At 62.8% G+C, this 546-nt stretch carries 1 protein-coding gene; it reads left to right on the top strand.

What is annotated here, in order from left to right; translation table 11 throughout:
- Positions 1–546, top strand: a 546-nt coding sequence (locus AB4Z32_RS27600; protein ID WP_442124998.1) for a tyrosine-type recombinase/integrase, incomplete at both ends; no start/stop codon positions are given.

Here is a 546-nt window from a genome sequence, read left to right as displayed (position 1 = left end):
TGCCAATGCAGGTCGTCACCGTCTGGTTGGCCGAAGTGGACGCGGCGGCCAGCAACAAGTCGATGGGGACGGCAATCCGCATGATGTTCGGCGCCGGTCTGCGCGAAGCAGAGGCCGCTGGCGCGCGCTGGGAATGGATGGACTGGGAGCGCGGCACTTACACCCCTGGCGAAACGAAAGGGCGGGAAGCCGTGCCGGTCCCGCTGCCGGCATGGCTGCTTGAACATCTGGCGCCACTGCGAAAAGACTCGGGACTGATCGCCCCTCGCGCGGATGGCAACCGCTTTGGCAGTGGGTTTGCCCGGCGCGTTATCCATATCGCGAACCAGAAAAGCAGCGTCAACGGCATTACGCCACACCGCCTGCGTGGCAGCTTTGCGACGCTGCTACTTGAAGCAGGAGCCACCTTACGCACCGTCCAGGAGGTCATGCGACACAAGAGCCCGCTGACCACGATGGAGTACATCGAGTCGAATATGGAGACGGTCGTGGCGGCGCAGCAACGTATCGCCGAAAAAACCGGAATGTTAAGGCGCGAAAGTGGCG

The organism is Massilia sp. 2TAF26 (genome assembly GCF_052115005.1).
GTDB lineage: Bacteria > Pseudomonadota > Gammaproteobacteria > Burkholderiales > Burkholderiaceae_D > Telluria.
This window is presented reverse-complemented; position numbering and strand designations above follow the sequence as displayed.